This window comes from Mycolicibacterium obuense (assembly GCF_055397605.1).
In genome coordinates, this window is record NZ_AP043663.1 from 3,534,953 (window position 1) to 3,550,697 (window position 15,745).

Annotated in this window: 14 protein-coding genes; 4 read left to right on the forward strand and 10 right to left on the reverse strand. The window is 68.8% G+C overall.

The genetic code is table 11. The annotated features are described in order from the left end of the window. Window positions 1-2: 2 nt before the first annotated feature. The 3 genes from ACZ50N_RS16825 to ACZ50N_RS16835 are packed head-to-tail and all read right to left on the reverse strand — an operon-like array spanning window position 3 to window position 3,613. Window positions 3-1,439 carry a vWA domain-containing protein gene (locus tag ACZ50N_RS16825; protein ID WP_048422786.1) on the reverse strand — a complete coding sequence of 479 codons (1,437 nt, stop codon included), beginning with the start codon at window positions 1,437-1,439 and terminating at the stop codon, window positions 3-5. Then, the gene (locus ACZ50N_RS16830) at window positions 1,439-2,326 is read right to left on the reverse strand and encodes an AAA family ATPase (RefSeq protein WP_046366644.1); all 888 of its coding nucleotides are present in this window, start codon (window positions 2,324-2,326) and stop codon (window positions 1,439-1,441) included. The genes ACZ50N_RS16825 and ACZ50N_RS16830 overlap by 1 nt, the downstream gene beginning before the upstream one ends. Before the next feature lie 15 nt (window positions 2,327-2,341). Further along, the gene (locus tag ACZ50N_RS16835; protein WP_464473358.1) at window positions 2,342-3,613 is read right to left on the reverse strand and encodes a glutamate-5-semialdehyde dehydrogenase; all 1,272 of its coding nucleotides are present in this window, start codon (window positions 3,611-3,613) and stop codon (window positions 2,342-2,344) included. Window positions 3,614-3,636: 23 nt separating this feature from the next. Between ACZ50N_RS16835 and ACZ50N_RS16840 the strand changes: the two genes are divergently transcribed. Then, entirely contained in the window at window positions 3,637-4,494 is an 858-nt protein-coding gene (locus ACZ50N_RS16840; protein WP_464473359.1) for a ribokinase, read from the forward strand. Here the strand turns inward: ACZ50N_RS16840 and ACZ50N_RS16845 are convergent. Further along, entirely contained in the window at window positions 4,491-6,533 is a 2,043-nt protein-coding gene (locus ACZ50N_RS16845) for an NAD(+) synthase (RefSeq protein ID WP_464473360.1), read from the reverse strand. The two genes, ACZ50N_RS16840 and ACZ50N_RS16845, sit on opposite strands and share 4 nt — an antisense overlap. 54 nt (window positions 6,534-6,587) lie before the next feature. Between ACZ50N_RS16845 and ACZ50N_RS16850 the strand changes: the two genes are divergently transcribed. Genes ACZ50N_RS16850 through ACZ50N_RS16860 form a run of 3 tightly spaced genes read left to right on the forward strand, consistent with a single transcriptional unit; the run spans window position 6,588 to window position 8,621 of the window. Continuing rightward, window positions 6,588-7,130 (forward strand): cysteine hydrolase family protein, encoded by a 543-nt coding sequence (locus tag ACZ50N_RS16850; RefSeq protein WP_073684746.1) that lies wholly within the window; start codon window positions 6,588-6,590, stop codon window positions 7,128-7,130. 34 nt (window positions 7,131-7,164) lie between these two features. Beyond that, window positions 7,165-8,001: an NAD-dependent protein deacetylase gene (locus tag ACZ50N_RS16855; RefSeq protein WP_464473361.1), complete on the forward strand. Its 837-nt coding sequence runs from the start codon at window positions 7,165-7,167 to the stop codon at window positions 7,999-8,001. Continuing rightward, window positions 7,998-8,621, forward strand: coding sequence for a hypothetical protein (locus tag ACZ50N_RS16860; protein WP_236694156.1), 624 nt, complete (start codon window positions 7,998-8,000; stop codon window positions 8,619-8,621). Before ACZ50N_RS16855 ends, ACZ50N_RS16860 begins: the two co-directional genes overlap by 4 nt. On the opposite strand, the gene proB is transcribed toward ACZ50N_RS16860, so the two are convergent. From proB to ndk, 6 genes are all read right to left on the reverse strand, one after another. Next, the gene (proB, locus tag ACZ50N_RS16865; protein ID WP_464473362.1) at window positions 8,618-9,718 is read right to left on the reverse strand and encodes a glutamate 5-kinase; all 1,101 of its coding nucleotides are present in this window, start codon (window positions 9,716-9,718) and stop codon (window positions 8,618-8,620) included. The genes ACZ50N_RS16860 and proB overlap by 4 nt on opposite strands. Beyond that, window positions 9,715-11,157, reverse strand: coding sequence for a GTPase ObgE (gene obgE, locus ACZ50N_RS16870; RefSeq protein ID WP_046366658.1), 1,443 nt, complete (start codon window positions 11,155-11,157; stop codon window positions 9,715-9,717). Before obgE ends, proB begins: the two co-directional genes overlap by 4 nt. A gap of 95 nt (window positions 11,158-11,252) precedes the next feature. After that, window positions 11,253-11,519, reverse strand: a complete 267-nt coding sequence (gene rpmA / locus ACZ50N_RS16875) for a 50S ribosomal protein L27 (protein WP_043410731.1) — start codon at window positions 11,517-11,519, stop codon at window positions 11,253-11,255. Between the two features lie 17 nt (window positions 11,520-11,536). Then, window positions 11,537-11,860, reverse strand: coding sequence for a 50S ribosomal protein L21 (gene rplU / locus ACZ50N_RS16880; RefSeq protein WP_046366659.1), 324 nt, complete (start codon window positions 11,858-11,860; stop codon window positions 11,537-11,539). Between the two features lie 160 nt (window positions 11,861-12,020). Next, entirely contained in the window at window positions 12,021-15,014 is a 2,994-nt protein-coding gene (rne, locus tag ACZ50N_RS16885; protein WP_464473363.1) for a ribonuclease E, read from the reverse strand. Window positions 15,015-15,324: 310 nt separating this feature from the next. Beyond that, the gene (ndk, locus tag ACZ50N_RS16890; protein WP_046364016.1) at window positions 15,325-15,735 is read right to left on the reverse strand and encodes a nucleoside-diphosphate kinase; all 411 of its coding nucleotides are present in this window, start codon (window positions 15,733-15,735) and stop codon (window positions 15,325-15,327) included. Between the last annotated feature and the right edge of the window lie 10 nt (window positions 15,736-15,745).

Below are 15,745 nucleotides of genomic sequence, written 5' to 3' on the forward strand. Positions count from 1 at the left end.
CGCTAGACCGGGAGCAGCGAGTCGATCACCGAGGCCAGCTGCTTGGCCGACCGGCACTCGTGCATCGCGATCACATCGGTGTATCGCGGCACCGCGGAGTCGCCGCTGCCCCACAGATGCTTCGGCTCGGGGTTGAGCCAGTGCGCGTGGCGGCTGGCGTTGACCATGTGAGCCAGCAGATCGGATTCGGGATTGCGGTAGTTGTTACGGGCATCGCCGAGCACCAGCAGCGAGCTGCGCGGCGAGAGCACATTCGGATACTTGTCCATGAACGACACGAACGCGTGGCCGTAATCGGAGTGCCCGTCGCGGGTGTACACGCCCGCTTCCCGGGTGATGCGCTGCACGGCCACCGCCAAATCGGCGTCGGGACCGAACATTTCGGTCACCTCGTCAGTGGTGTCGATGAAGGCGAACACCCGAACCCGGGAGAACTGTTGCCGCAGAGCGTGGACCAGCAGCAGCGTGAAATGGCTGAACCCCGCGACCGAACCCGACACGTCACACAGCACCACCAGCTCGGGCCGGGCCGGATGCGGCTTCTTCAGCACCACATCGATCGGCACGCCCCCCGTGGACATCGACTTGCGCAATGTCTTGCGCAGATCGATCTCTCCGGCGCGAGAGCGTCGCCGCCGAGCCGCGAGCCGGCTCGCCAAGGTGCGCGCCAGCGGCGCCACCACCCGCCGCATCTGGCGCAGCTGTTCACCTGAGGCACGCAGGAACTCGACGTTCTCGGACAATTGCGGCACGCCGTAGGTCTGCACGTGCTCACGCCCGAGCTGTTCGGCAGTCCGCCGTTTGGTCTCGGCCTCCACCATCTTCCGCAGTTGTGCGATGCGCTGCGCGGCAAGAGCTTTGGCGATCTGCTCCTGCGTGGGTGTCGGCTCCTCGCCGTAGGGTGCCAGCAGGCCGGCCAACAACCGGCCCTCGAGGCTGTCGAGGCTCATCGCCTTGAGCGCCTGATACGACGAATACGACGGACCCCTGCTGGAGTTGTAGCGGCCGTAGGCTTCGACGATCTGGGCGATCATCGCCGCGAGCCGGTCATCGAGCTGACCCGCGTCCTCGTTGTCGGAGAGCAGGTCGAGCAGGGCCTGCCGCATCGCCTCGGCGTCGTCGGGCGGCACGCTCTGGCTGTCCGCCGACTCGTCGGCGAGCACCGTGCGTGAGCCCAGCGCGGCCGGGAAGTACAGATCGAACAGCGCGTCGTAGGTGTCGCGGTGGTCGGGGCGGCGCAGCACCGCACACGCGATACCTTCCCGCAGCGCCGGCCGGTCGGCCATCCCGAGCACGGTCATCACCCGTCCGGCGTCGACGGTTTCCGAGGGTCCGACCGCAATACCCGCAGAGCGCAGCGCCTCGACGAACTCGACCAGATGCCCCGGAATCCCATGCGGGGCAAGCGGTTGCGGCGGACGCGTACGACGCGGGGCCATCAGTTGAGCCTCAGCTCCCCGGCGGCCTTCACTTGATCGGACTGGTGCTTGAGGATCACGCCCAGCGTCGCGGCGATCACCTCGTCGTCGATGGTGTCCAGTCCCAGCGCGAGCACTGTGCGCGCCCAGTCGATGGTCTCGGCCACCGACGGCACCTTCTTCAACGCCATCGCGCGCAGCACGCCGACGATGCGCACCAGCTCCTCGGCCAGCCGCTCGGGCAGCTCCGGCACCCGCGAGAGCAGGATGCGACGTTCCAGGTCGGGGTCGGGGAAATCGATGTGCAGGAACAGGCAGCGGCGCTTGAGCGCCTCGGACAGCTCGCGGGTGGCGTTGGAGGTCAGCACCACCAGCGGCTTGCGCTCGGCGACGATCGTGCCGAGCTCCGGCACCGTGACCGCGAAGTCGCTGAGGACCTCCAGCAGCAGACCTTCGATCTCGATGTCGGCCTTGTCGGTCTCGTCGATCAGCAACACGGTCGGCTCGGTGCGCCGGATCGCGGTCAGCAGCGGGCGGGACAGCAGGAATTCTTCGGAGAAGACGTCGGTCTTGGTCTGATCCCAGTCGCCCTGACCACCCTGGCTGCCGGTCTGGATGCGCAGGATCTGCTTGGCGTGGTTCCACTCGTAGAGCGCCCGCGCCTCGTCGACGCCCTCGTAGCACTGCAACCGCACCAGCCCCGATCCGGTGGCCTGGGCGATGGCGCGCGCCAGTTCGGTCTTGCCGACGCCGGCGGGCCCCTCCACCAGCAGGGGCTTTTCCAGCCGGTCGGCGAGGAAGACCGCGGTCGCGGTCGCCGTGTCGGGCAGGTATCCGGTCTCGGCCAGCCGGCGCGCGACATCGTCGATGTCGGCGAACAGCGGCGCCGGGCGCGCGGGGACACTCACAGTGGTTCTCCTTGCTCAGGCCGGACGGGTCTGACCGTCGCCCCAGACGATCCATTTGGTCGAGGTCAGCTCGGGAAGCCCCATCGGTCCCCGGGCGTGCAGCTTTTGTGTCGAGATACCGATCTCGGCGCCGAAGCCGAACTGCTCCCCGTCGGTGAACGAGGTCGAGGCGTTCACCATCACCGCGGCGGCGTCGACGCGTTCGCTGAAGCGTTGCGCGGCAGCCAGATCCGTGGTCACGATGGCCTCGGTGTGGCCTGTGCCATAGGTGTTGACGTGCTCGATCGCGGCATCGACACCGTCGACGACAGCGAGCGCGATGTCCATCGACAGGAACTCGGCGCGCAGCTCGTCCTCTGACGGGTCGGCGTGCACCGTGACCCCGGCGGCCTGCAGCGCACCCGTCAGGCGGGGCACCGCGACGTCGGCGACCGCCGCGTCGATCAGCAGGGTCTCGGCCGCGTTGCAGACGCTGGGCCGACGGGTCTTGGCGTTGAGCACGATCAATTCGGCCATGTCCAGATCAGCCGAGGCGTGCACGTAGACGTGGCAGTTGCCTACGCCGGTCTCGATGGTGGGCACTTGCGCATCGCGCACGACCGCGTCGATCAGTCCGGCCCCGCCGCGCGGGATCACCACGTTGACCAGGCCGCGCGCCTGGATCAGGTGCGTGACGCTGGCGCGGTCGGCGCTGGGCAGCAACTGCACCGCGTCGGCATCGAGCCCCTCGGCCTCCAGAGCTGCGCGTAGCGCCTCGACCAGGGCTGCATTCGACCGGGCGGCCGACGAGCTACCCCGCAGCAGGACGGCGTTACCGGACTTCAGCGTCAGACCGAAGGCGTCGACGGTGACGTTGGGGCGGCCCTCGTAGACGATGCCGACGACGCCGAGCGGCACGCGCTGCTGACGCAGTTGCAGCCCGTTGGGCAGCGTCCGCCCGCGCAGCACCTCACCGATCGGATCGGGCAGCCCGGCCACCTGCCGGAGCCCGTCGGCGATCCCGTTCACCCGGGCCGGGGTCAGTGCCAGCCGGTCGAGCATGGCGTCCGGGGTGCCGGCGTCACGGGCGGCGGCCAGGTCCGCCTCGTTGGCGTCGAGGATCGCGCGGGTGTTCAGCAGCAGGTGGTCAGCGGCGGTGTGCAGCGCCCGGTTCTTCGTCTCGGTGCTCAGCGTCGCCAGGTCGCGCGACGCCGTGCGGGCGCGGCGGGCGGCGTCGTGTACCTGCCCGCGCAGGTCGCCGGAAGCCCCGGGCGTGCCCACACTTCGCTCCGGTGCGTGCAGACTCATTCGCCCAGCGTAGCGTTGCCGCGGTGGCGAGGATCTGCGTGGTGGGCAGTGTCAATGCCGACCTCACCTTCACCGTCGAGGCGCTCCCCGAGCCCGGCGAGACGGTGCTGGCTTCCTCGTTGGCGACCAGCCCCGGCGGCAAGGGCGGAAACCAGGCCGTGGCGGCGGCGCGGTCCGGCGCGTCAGTGCGCCTCGTCGCGGCCGTGGGCACCGATGCAGCGGCCGCCGAACTGCGCGCACATCTGACCCGCAACGACGTCGACCTGCAGGCCGTGACCGACGTGCCTGGGCCGAGCGGATCGGCCGCGATCCTCGTCGACGCCGGCGCGGAGAACTGCATCGTGGTGGCCCCCGGCGCCAATGCGCACCTGAGTGTGACGCCGGCGCACGTCCAGTCGGTGATCGCTGACAGCGACGTCGTGCTGATCTCGTTGGAGATCCCGATAGCCACGGCCCTCGATGCGGCCGCAGTGGCCCGCGAGGCCGGCGCGGTCGTGATGGTCAACGCCTCCCCCACGCTCACCGATCCAGAGCACCGCAGGCGGCTGGCCGATCGCGCCGACGTCGTCGTGGTCAATGCGACCGAGGCCTCCGATTGGCACGACACCGGGGTGGCCCACCTGGTCATCACGCGAGGCCCCGACGGCGCACGGTATGTGACTGACGGCTCGACGCACGACGTGCCCGCCCCGGCGGTCGAGCCGGTCGACACCACCGGCGCGGGTGACGTGTTCGCCGGCGTGCTGGCCGGGGCCTGGCCGACGGGCGCCGAGACGGCACTGCGCCGCGCCTGCGCCGCGGGCGCGTTGGCGACGCTGGTCCCCGGTGCCGGTGACTGCGCTCCGACCCGCGAGGCGATCGACGACCTCCTGCAGGGCTAAGCCTGCGGGACGCAGCGCTCGATCTCGTCGAGCCAGGTGCGCGCCGACATGTCCGACGGCGCCCGCCAATCACCGCGCGGAGAGAGCGACCCGCCGGCCGACACCTTCGGACCGTTGGGCAGTGCCGAGCGTTTGAACTGGCTGAACGAGTAGTAACGCTGCGCGAAAACCTCCAGCCAGTGCCGGATCTCGCCGATCTCGAACGACGGACGCTCGTCCTCGGGGATGCCGACCGGCCAGTCCCCACGCTCGGCGTCGCGCCACGCATGCCAGGCCAGGAACGCCACCCGCGACGGCCGGAAGCCGTAGCGCAGCACCTGGAAAAGCGAAAAATCCTGCAGCACATAGGGACCCACCTTGTCCTGGCTGCTCTGGATCTCCTCGTCCTCACCGGCGGGCACCAGTTCCGGACTGATCTCGGTGTCCAGGACGTCAGCGAGCACCTCGTTGACCGAGTCGTCGAACTGTGCCGACGAGATGACCCAGCGGATCAGATGCTGGATCAATGTCTTGGGCACACCGCCGTTGACGTTGTAGTGGGACATCTGGTCGCCCACGCCGTACGTGGACCAGCCCAGCGCCAGCTCGGAGAGGTCACCGGTGCCCAGCACGATCCCACCGCGGAGGTTGGCCAGCCGGAACAGGTAATCGGTACGCAACCCGGCCTGCACGTTCTCGAACGTGACGTCGTAGACCTTCTCGCCACGGGAGAACGGGTGGTCCATCTCCTTGAGCATCAACTCCGCGGTGGCCCTGATGTCGATGGTCTCGAACGTGACGCCGAGCGCGTCGGCAAGCCGGGTGGCGTTGTTCCTGGTGCGTTCCCCGGTGGCGAACCCGGGCAGGGTGTAGGCGAGAATGTCACTGCGCGGCCGTTCTTCGCGATCCATGGCGCGCGCGGCGACGATCAGCGCATGCGTGGAGTCCAGTCCGCCCGACAGACCCAGCACCACCTTCGGATACTTCAGCGCCCGCAGCCGTTGTTCGAGGCCGGAGACCTGGATGTTGTAGGCCTCGTAGCAGTCCTGTTCCAGACGGGCCGGATCGTTGGGCACGAACGGGAATCGCTGCACCTCACGACGCAGCCCGATGTCGCCGTCGGGCGGGTTCAGCGTGAATTCGATACGCCGGTAGGAGTCGTCGTCGATCAGGTGGTGCCGCCTGTTGTCGTCGAACGTGCCCATCCGGACCCGCTCATTGCGCAGCAACTGCAGGTCGACGTCGGCCACGGATCGCCGCTCCCCCTTGGGGAAACGCTCGGACTGCGCCAGACACACCCCGTTCTCCCAGATCATGGTCTGTCCGTCCCACGCCAGATCCGTGGTCGATTCCCCTTCTCCCGCAGCGGCATACACGTAGGCCGCCAGGCAGCGCGACGACGCCGAGCGTGCGAGCAGGGAACGGTCCTCGGCACGGCCGATCGTGATCGGGCTGCCCGAGAGGTTGGCCAGCACCGTCGCGCCGGCCAGCGCAGCCTCGGCGCTCGGCGGTACCGGAACGAACATGTCCTCGCAGATCTCCACGTGCAGAACAAAATTCGGCAGATCCTGCGCAGCGAACAGGAGATCGGGGCCGAACGGGACGTCGACTCCCCCGACCCGGATGTCGCCGCTCTCGTCGTCGCCGGCGGCGATCTGACGCTTCTCGTAGAACTCGCGGTAGGTGGGCAGATACGACTTCGGCACCACGCCGAGCACCTGACCGCGATGGATCACGATCGCGGTGTTGTAGATGCGGTTGCGGTGCCGCAGTGGCGCTCCGACGACGAGCACCGGCAGCAGTGCCGCAGAGCCGGCCGCGATCTCACCGACCGCGGTGTCGACGGCCTCCAGCAGAGCGTCCTGCATCACGATGTCCTCGATCGAGTACCCCGACAGCGTCAACTCGGGAAACACCGCGAGGCCGACGTTGCCGTCGTGGCACTGGCGGGCGATGCGCAGCACCGATTCGGCGTTCGCGACCGGGTCGGCCAGCGTCGTGTGATGGGTACAGGCGGCGATACGGACGAACCCCTGCCGATACGCCGAGTAAAAGTTCATGGTTCATTGTGTCCCCGATGTGTCCGCGTTCAATCGGTGGGTATCAACGCCCCCATGAGCGCGTCCGCAATCCTCGTCATCGACATGATGAACACCTATCGGCATCCCGACGCCGACAAGCTGATCCCGCACGTCGAGCCGATCGTCGAGCCGCTGAGCGAACTCGTCACAGCGGCGCAGGATCGCGACGACATGGACTTGATCTACGTCAACGACAACTACGGCGACTTCAGTGCCGAGTTCAGCGACATCGTCCGCAGCGCACTCGACGGCGAGCGCCCCGACCTGGTGGAGCCGATCGTGCCGAAGCACGGTTTACCGGTGATGACCAAGGTGCGCCACAGCGCGTTCTACGCCACCTCGCTGGCCTATCTACTGACGCAGTTGAAACCCGAGCGGCTCGTGCTGACCGGTCAGGTCACCGAGCAATGCGTCCTCTACACCGCGCTCGACGCCTACGTTCGCCACTTCCCGGTCGTGGTCCCCCGCGACGCCGTCGCCCACATCGATCCGGATCTCGGCCAAGCAGCGCTGCAGATGATGGAGCAGAACATGAAGGCCGAGATCCTCGACGGCGCCGCGGAGTGTCTGCGCTGACCAGCACCGATTCGGATACGCCTATCCTCGTGTCGTGGAGTCCCCCGAACTGATCACCGCGCTTCGCGGTCGCCGCATCGCGGTGCTCACCGGCGCCGGCATGTCGACGGACTCCGGGATCCCGGACTACCGCGGGCCCGATTCGCCGCCGGCCAACCCGATGACCATCCGCCAGTTCACCTCCGACCCCGTGTACCGGCAGCGCTACTGGGCCCGCAACCACGTGGGGTGGCGCCACATGGACGAACGCCGGCCGAACGCGGGGCACCGCGCGCTGGCCGCGCTGGAGCGCGTCGGGGTCGTCACCGGTCTGATCACCCAGAACGTCGACCTGCTGCACACCAAGGCGGGTAGCCGCGCCGTCATCGATCTGCACGGCACCTACGTGCACGTGGTGTGCCTGCAGTGCGGGCACGGCATGTCCCGCGCTGCGCTGGACGACATGCTCGAAGCGGCCAATCCCGGTTTCCGCGAACGGGTGGCGAAGCTCGACAGCATCGCCGTCGCGCCGGACGCCGACGCCGTTGTCGGCGACACATCCCAGTTCCGGATCATCGACTGCCCCCGCTGCGGCGGCATGCTCAAACCCGACATCGTGTACTTCGGCGAGAGTGTGCCGAAAGCGCGAGTGGACGAGGCGTACGCGATGGTCGACTACGCCGACGCGCTACTGGTCGCCGGGTCATCGCTGACGGTCTACTCCGGCTATCGCTTCGTCCGGCACGCGGCGGCGCGCGGCATCCCGATCGCGATCGTCAACCGGGGTCGCACCCGCGGCGACGACCTGGCCACGGTGAAGATCGACAACGGGTGCTCACCGATACTGGCGCTGCTCGCCGACGAGTTACCGACGATGGCGAGCCCGGTGTGAGCGGGGTGATCTCGCGCCTGCCGGGTGTGCCGCCGCCGCCGAGCGGACCGGCGTCGCAGCGCTGGGGACTCGGTGTCGGCGACGCGGTGGCCGCGCTCACCCGTCTGCCCGACCCACTGCAACGGGTGATCCGGTTGCTCAACCATGTCGGCGGGCTCGCGGTCAGCGGTGACGAGGTGGAGTTCGACGGCGACTCCGTCCACTGGTCCGATGTCACCGACATCGAAACCCACAGCCTCGTCGGCTATCTGCTGGCGGATGGGTTGCAGGCACAGGTCGGCCGACTTCCGTTGCCGCGCTTTCCGTTCCGCGGGCGCATCATCGGCCTGGCCTCCGATGCCGTGCTTACCGCGGCAGTGGCCGCAGCCGGCGGCCCGCTGTCCGGCCTCCTGGACATCCGCGTTCCCACCGAGGTGAACTACCGCGGCAGGCTGCGCAACCGCACGCTGTCGGCGAGCATGATCGCCACGCTGCTGCTGGCCGATCCGGACGTGCGCGCCGCGGTCGTCGAGACCGCGTCCGCGCACGGCGTGCCGCTGCGGCACGCCGACAATGACGCGATCGACGCGGCCGAGCGCCGGGCACAGTGGCTGGAGAACTGGCTGAAGGACCGGTTCTAGACAGCGACCAGATCGTCGGCGTGCACGACCGGACGCCGCATCTCGGCGGGCAGATCGGAGGTCGACCGGCCCAGCATGGTCGACAGTTCGGCAGCGTCGTAGGCCACCACACCCCGGGCCACCATCGTCGCGTCGTGGCTGCGAAGCTCGACGACGTCGCCGCCGGAGAACCGGCCCGTCACCGCTGTGATCCCGGCCGGGAGCAGTGAGCGGCGCCGCCGCACGACGGCGTCGACCGCGCCGTCGTCCAGCGTCAACGCCCCGGCCGACTCGGCGGCGTAGCGCACCCAGAAGCGGCGGGCCGACATCCGCTCGGCACGGGGGGCGAACACGGTGCCCACCGACGCGTCGTCGAGCGCGGTAGCGGCATCGGCCGCCGCGGCCAGCAGGACCGGAACCCCGGCATCAGAGGCCAGCAGCGCCGCCGACAGCTTCGACTCCATGCCGCCGGTCCCGAGGTGACTGCCGCGCCCCGCCGAGACCCCGGTCAGGTCGTCGGGCCCGGCGACCTCGGAGATGAAGCGCGCGTCCGCTTTTCGCGGATCACTGTCGTAGAGACCGTCGACGTCGGAGAGCAGGATCAGTGCGTCGGCCCCCACCAGGTGCGCGACGAGCGCGGAGAGCCGGTCATTGTCACCGAACCGGATCTCGTTGGTGGCCACGGTGTCGTTCTCGTTGACGATCGCGATGGCGTGCAGCGCGCGTAGCCGGTCGAGGGTGCGCTGGGCGTTGGTGTGCTGCACCCGCATCGAGATGTCGTGCGCGGTGAGCAGGATCTGCCCGACGGTGCGCTGATAGCGCGCGAACGCCGCACTCCACGAATTGACCAGCGCCACTTGACCGACGCTCGCGGCGGCCTGCTTGGTCGCCAGGTCGGTGGGCCGCCGGGTCAGGCCCAGCGGCTCGATGCCGGCGGCGATCGCACCCGAGGACACGATCACCACATCCGAGCCGGCCTTCATCCGCGCCTCTATCGCGTCGACCAGGTGATGCAGCCGGCCGCTGTCGAATTCGCCTGTCGGCGTGGTCAACGCGGTGGTACCGATCTTGACGACCACCGATCGGGCGGTGCGAACCGCCTCGCGGTGAAAGCTCATTCGGGAGCACTCTCTCGACGCGCTTTCCTCGCCGCCTTGCGCTCGTCGGCCGACACCCGGTCGCTCTGTTCGAGCCGGATGTCGGTGCCGCGGCCGGACAGGTGCACGTCGACGCCGGCGGGCGTCTGCGGCTCCCAGTCGAACGTCATGTCGCCGATGGTCACCGCGCAGCCCGGCCGCGCGCCGAGTTTGAGCAGTTCGTCTTCGACGCCCAGGCGCGCCAACCGGTCACCGAGATAGCCCACGGCTTCGTCGTTCTCGAAGTTCGTCTGCGCCACCCAGCGCTGCGGGCGGGTGCCGCGGACGACGAAGCCGCCCTGGCCGTCCGGTTCGACGGAGAACGAGGTCTCGTCGACCGGCACGGGCCGGATCACCGGGCGCCGAGGGACCACCTCGGGTTGCGCCGCGCGGTAGGCCGCGACCATGTCCCACAGTGCGAACGTCAACGGCCGCAGGCCTTCTCGAGCGACAGTGGACACCTCGAAGACCGGCCAGCCGAATGTCGAAGCGATCTCCTCGGACACGAAGTCGGCGAGCTCGCGGGCTTCGGGTACGTCGATCTTGTTGAGTACCACCGCGCGCGGGCGCTCGGCGAGGTCACCGAGCGTGGTGTCACCCTGCAGTGTCGGGGTGTAGGCGGCGATCTCGGCCTCGAGCGCCTCGATGTCGGAGATCGGATCGCGACCGGGTTCCAGCGTCGCGCAGTCGACCACGTGCACGAGCACCGCGCAGCGCTCGATGTGGCGCAGGAAGTCCAGCCCCAGCCCGCGGCCTTCAGAGGCGCCCGGGATCAGTCCGGGAACATCGGCGACGGTGAACGTGTGGTCGCCTGCGGAGACGACGCCGAGGTTCGGCGCGAGCGTCGTGAACGGATAGTCGGCGATCTTCGGCTTGGCCGCCGAGATCGCGGACACGAGTGAGGACTTGCCTGCGGACGGAAACCCGACCAGGCCGACGTCGGCGACGGTCTTCAGTTCGAGCGTGAGGTCGCGGATCTCACCCTTCTCGCCCAACAGCGCGAATCCGGGCGCCTTGCGCGCCCGCGACGCCAACGCCGCATTGCCGAGTCCGCCGCGGCCACCCGCAGCCGCCTCGAAGCGCGTGCCCGGGCCGACGAGGTCGGCCAGCAACCGCCCCTGCTCGTCGAGGACGACAGTTCCGTCGGGCACCTTGACCTCGAGATCGGCGCCTGCGGCCCCGTCTCGGTTGCTGCCGGCACCTTGCTTTCCGGACGGAGCGACCACGTGCGGGTGGAAGTGGAAGTCGAGCAGCGTATGCACCTGCGGGTCGACGACGAACACGATGCTTCCGCCGCGTCCGCCGTTGCCGCCGTCCGGTCCGCCGAGAGGCTTGAACTTCTCGCGGTGCACCGATGCGCAGCCGTTGCCGCCGTTACCCGCCCGTGCGTGAATCACCACGCGGTCGATGAAGCGGGTCATCGATGTTCTCCTCTCTCAGTGCCGAAATCGACGTCTGGGCGCCAAAGTGCGAGTGCGTGGCGCCCGAACGTCGATCTCGACGATGGAGAAAGAGGTCAGGCGTCGGTGCGGGTGACCCGCACGATGTTGACGTACTTACGCCCGCGCTTGGTGCCGAACTCGACTGCGCCGGGCGCGGTCGCGAACAGGGTGTCGTCACCGCCACGGCCGACGTTCACGCCGGGATGGAAGTGAGTGCCGCGCTGACGGACCAGGATCTCGCCGGCCTTGACGACCTGCCCGCCGAAACGCTTGACGCCGAGCCGCTGGGCGGCTGAGTCGCGACCGTTGCGTGAGCTGGAAGCGCCCTTCTTGTGTGCCATGTCTGTCGCTCCCGTCGTTACTTGATGCCGGTGACCTTGAGAACCGTCAGCTGCTGACGGTGCCCCTGGCGCTTGTGATAACCGGTCTTGTTCTTGAACTTGTGGATGCGGATCTTCGGACCCTTGGTGTGCTCGAGGACCTCGCCGGTGACCGCGACCTTCTCCAGCGCCTTCGCGTCGGTGGTCACATCGGCTCCGTCGACGACGAGCGCCACGGGCAGCGACACCGTGCCACCGGGCTCGACGTCGAGCTTCTCCACCTTGACGATGTCACCGGCGGCGACCTTGTACTGCTTGCCACCGGTCTTGACGATCGCGTACGTGGCTTTCTGCGCTGCCATCGTTGGTCATCCTCTACTTCGCGTGCGGGCGCGCATCACCTGACGGTCTGCGTGCGGATCTTGGTGCGGGATCTGGCATCCCTGCCTCGGGCCGGCTGTGGGCAGGCCCTGGAGACAACTGCTCAAGGTTACGTGAGCAGCGGGTTGAGGGTCAAACCGCTCAGTCGTTACTGGGCGGCCCCGCCGGTCGTGCAGCGGCGCGGCGACGCTGCCGGACGGGCCGGAGAGCGACGGCAGCGGGCTGCTCCTCCTCGTCGTCGGAGTCGTCATCGTCCGAGTCCTCGTCGGAGTCGTCGTCCGAATCGTCATCATCCGAGTCCTCGTCGGAGTCATCATCCGAGTCATCGTCGAAGTCGTCGGCATCCTCGTCGTCGTCGTCATCATCGTCTTCGTCGTCGAGCACGTCGATGTCGTCGTCTTCGGAGTCCTCGTCATCATCCGAGTCGTCGAAGTCGTCGTCGAGTTCCTCGTCCTCGGAGTCGACGACCGCGGCCCGGATGGTGTCCGGATCGAGCTCGGCGACCTCGTCGGGGGTATCGGTGGCCTCACCGTCGAGGTCTTGATCGTGGTCGTGCTCGTCGTCCTTGCCGTTGGCCGCGGCCATCGCCTTGAACATCGGATGCTCGCCGGGCGAATGCGCGGGCACCTTGGCGACCTGGACTTCCTGCTGCGCGGCACCGCGCTTGCCACGCTTGCCGCGCCGGCCACCGCCGCCACCGCTGCCATTGGCATTGCCGTTGCCGCCGCCGTTGGAGTCCGCCCTGCGACCGCCGCCCGAGGCGGTGTCGACCGGATCGCCGTGCAGCATGATGCCGCGCCCGCCGCAGTGCGCGCACGTGGTGGAGAACGCCTCGATCAGGCCGGTGCCGAGCCGTTTACGGGTCAGCTGCACCAGCCCCAGCGACGTCACCTCCGACACCTGGTGCCGGGTACGGTCACGGGCCAGCGCCTCGGTCAGCCGGCGCAGCACCAGGTCACGGTTCGATTCGAGCACCATGTCGATGAAGTCGATGACCACGATGCCGCCGATGTCGCGCAGTCGCAGTTGCCGCACGATCTCCTCGGCGGCCTCCAGGTTGTTCCGGGTCACCGTCTGCTCGAGGTTGCCACCCGATCCGGTGAACTTGCCGGTGTTGACGTCGACGACCGTCATCGCCTCCGTGCGGTCGATCACCAGGGTGCCGCCCGACGGGAGCCACACCTTGCGGTCCATCGCCTTGGCCAGCTGCTCGTCGATGCGGTGCACCGCGAACACGTCGGGCCCGTCGGAACCGGCCGGCTCGTAACGCTCCATCCGGGCCAGCAGTTCCGGAGCGACGCCGGTGACGTAGTCGTTGATCGTCTTCCAGGCGTCGTCTCCTGACACGATCAGCTTGGAGAAATCCTCGTTGAACAGGTCTCGGATCACCTTGACCAGCACGTCGGGCTCTTCGTAGAGCGCCACGGCCGCGCCGGCCTTCTTCTGGGTGATCTCGGTGGCCTTGGCCTCGATCTCGGTCCACCGCTGCTGCAGCCGCTCGACGTCACTGCGGATGTCGTCTTCTTTGACGCCTTCGGATGCGGTCCGGATGATCACGCCGGCGTTGGACGGCACCACCTCGCGCAGGATCTCCTTCAGCCGCTGCCGTTCGGTGTCGGGCAGCTTGCGGCTGATGCCGGTGGAGGAGGCGCCGGGCACGTAGACCAGGTAGCGGCCGGCAAGGGAGACCTGCGTGGTCAGCCGGGCACCCTTGTGTCCGACCGGATCCTTGCTGACCTGCACGACCACGTAGTCGCCGGGTTTGAGCGCCTGTTCGATCTTGCGTTGGGCGCCGCCGAGACCGGCAGCCTCCCAGTTCACCTCACCGGCGTAGAGCACACCGTTGCGGCCGCGACCGATGTCGACGAACGCCGCCTCCATCGACGGCAGCACGTTCTGCACGATGCCGAGGTAGATGTTGCCGACCAGGGACACCTGCGCCGCCGAGGTGACGAAATGTTCGACGACGACGCCGTCCTCCATCACCGCGATCTGGGTGTAGCGAGCACCCTCGTGCGGCGGCTCGCTGCGGACCTTGTCCCGCACCACCATCGTGCGTGCGACGGACTCGCGCCGGGCGAGGAACTCGGCCTCGGACAGGATCGGGGGGCGACGCCGGCCCGCATCGCGGCCGTCCCGACGGCGCTGACGCTTGGCCTCCAGGCGGGTGGAGCCGCTGATGCCCTGGATCTCGGAGTCCGACGAGCCCTTCGCGGCCTTGCCGCGCGGCTCGCGCTCGTGGACGACCGTGTTGGGCGGATCGTCGGGCGACGAACTGCTGTCGTTGTCGTTGTCGGCGCCGGACTTGCGGCGGCGACGGCGACGGCGGCGACGGGTCGCACCCTCCGTGCCGTTGTCGTCCTCAGCGCTGTCGTCGTCGGCGTCATCGGCGTCAGCGTCGGATTCGGCGGTCTCCCCGGACTCGGCCGACGGCTCGTCGTCGTCGCTGCCCGACTCGTCACCGTTCTGTTCACCACGGCCACGGCCACGGCCGCGACGGCCCCGGCGCCGGCGTTTGGCCGACGGCCGGCCGGACGAGTCATCGTCGGTGTCGGTGTCCGATTCCTGGTCCGCGTCGGACACCGAGTCGTACTCTGCGGCGGTGTCGTCCCCGTCCTCGTCGTCGTCGCTACTGCTGCGGTCGGCGCGGGCGGCGCGCACCACCGGTTGCGGCGCGACGAACAGCGGCAGGTAGTCGGCCGGTTCGGCCTCGACCGAGGCCGGTTCGGCCTCGGCCGCGGGCGGCGTCTCCAGGATCAGCCGCGACTCCGGCTCCTCCTCGGCGGGCGCGTCGGGCTGCTGCTCGGCAACCGGGGCCGGTTCCGGCGCTGGTTCGGGGGCTGGTTCGACGGCCTCGGGCTCGGCTGCCGGCTCAGGCTCGGCCAGCGCCGCACGTACCCGGTCGGCCTCCTCGCGGCCGATCGTCGAGTGTGCGCTGCGGGTGCGCCCGTCGAGCTCGACGAGCGCATCGATGATGCGCCTGCTCGTCGTCCCCAGCACCCGGGCCAGGGAGTGCACCCTCAGGCGTTCGGGTGTCGGAGGTGCAGGAGTGGCCGACTCGGTCGGCTGCGCCTCTTCGGGCGGAGCAGTGGCGGGGTCGTGCAGATTGTCACCCAGATGGTCATTGTCGGCCACGTATTCTCCTCAAGCCCCCGGGCGCGTCGTTTGCTGACGCGGCCACGCGAGGGCTTCTGACTATTGGGTCCGGGCCACTTGAGCCCGAACTGTTGTTGGTCTCGCTCCGAGACATCCCGACGGGAAGTTCTCGGTGCCGGTCTGAATGATGGCTGGACGGTCGGCGCCACATCGGGGTAGCGATGGTCGCAGTCGTCGAAGTCTTCATCCGAGTGACCAACCCGGGGTAGTCAGGCCAGTCGCTCGCGCCCAGTATCCCACATCACTGCGGAGGAACCCGAAACGCGGCGTCAGCGGGTCGGCGAGCCGCTCAGCTGGCGGGGAACCAGAGCTCGATCTCGCGCGCGGCGGACTCCGGGGAATCGGAACCGTGCACCAGGTTGAATTGCGTCTCCAGGCCCAGATCACCGCGGATGGTGCCCGGGACGGCCTTCTCGACCGGATCGGTACCACCGGCCAGCTGACGGAACGCGGCGATCGCGCGCGGCCCCTCGAGCACGGCCGCCACGACCGGGCCGGACGTGATGAATTCCAGCAGCGAGTCGAAGAACGGTTTGCCGTCGTGCTCGGCGTAGTGGGCGCGCGCCAGCGCGTCGTCGACGTTCTTGAGCTCGAGCGCAGCGACGGTCAGTCCCTTGGCTTCGATCCGGCTGATGATCTCGCCGATGAGCCGGCGGGCCACGCCGTCGGGCTTGATGAGGACGAGGGTTCGCTCTGTCACGGCCGACAGC

What these genes read in the sequence shown, in the direction of transcription:
- ACZ50N_RS16825 (WP_048422786.1), bottom strand. Translation starts at nt 1,439, where the DNA reads ATGGCCCCGCGTCGTACGCGTCCGCCGCAACCGCTTGCCCCGCATGGG.
- ACZ50N_RS16845 (WP_464473360.1), bottom strand. Translation starts at nt 6,533, where the DNA reads ATGAACTTTTACTCGGCGTATCGGCAGGGGTTCGTCCGTATCGCCGCC.
- obgE (WP_046366658.1), bottom strand. Translation starts at nt 11,157, where the DNA reads ATGACCCGCTTCATCGACCGCGTGGTGATTCACGCACGGGCGGGTAAC.
- rpmA (WP_043410731.1), bottom strand. Translation starts at nt 11,519, where the DNA reads ATGGCACACAAGAAGGGCGCTTCCAGCTCACGCAACGGTCGCGACTCA.
- rplU (WP_046366659.1), bottom strand. Translation starts at nt 11,860, where the DNA reads ATGGCAGCGCAGAAAGCCACGTACGCGATCGTCAAGACCGGTGGCAAG.
- ACZ50N_RS16850 (WP_073684746.1), top strand. Translation starts at nt 6,588, where the DNA reads ATGAGCGCGTCCGCAATCCTCGTCATCGACATGATGAACACCTATCGG.
- ACZ50N_RS16835 (WP_464473358.1), bottom strand. Translation starts at nt 3,613, where the DNA reads ATGAGTCTGCACGCACCGGAGCGAAGTGTGGGCACGCCCGGGGCTTCC.
- proB (WP_464473362.1), bottom strand. Translation starts at nt 9,718, where the DNA reads ATGAGCTTTCACCGCGAGGCGGTTCGCACCGCCCGATCGGTGGTCGTC.